This window comes from Bacillus sp. SIMBA_008 (assembly GCF_046535495.1).
Taxonomy (GTDB): domain Bacteria; phylum Bacillota; class Bacilli; order Bacillales; family Bacillaceae; genus Bacillus; species Bacillus subtilis.
The window spans coordinates 1-274 of record NZ_JAWRWL010000416.1 but is presented as its reverse complement, the minus strand read 5'-3'; the positions used below and the strand labels follow the sequence as shown (position 1 = coordinate 274).

General features: G+C 69.7%; 1 protein-coding gene. It reads right to left on the bottom strand.

All coding sequences use genetic code 11. The annotated features are described in order from the left end of the window. Positions 1-274, bottom strand: a 274-nt coding sequence (locus SB658_RS23830; protein WP_410602791.1) for a hypothetical protein, incomplete at both ends; no start/stop codon positions are given.

Here is a 274-nt window from a genome sequence, read left to right as displayed (position 1 = left end):
CCACATGATCGAGCCGACCAGCCCGAGGTTCAGCGAGACGACGAGCCCCAGGTACGCCGACGAGGTCGCGATCAGCATCGCCAGCGTGAGCCACCCGATCAGGAACCGGCGGCGGACGACGCACACCACGCCGAGCAGCCCCAGGCCGCCGATGTACCAGGTGGCGAACGGCTCGGTGCGATCAGCGGGATCGAGCGAGAAGGTGACCAGCACCGGGATCAGGATGCTGGAGACCGCCGCGAGCACCGCCGCCCACAGCGGCATCCGCACCGAC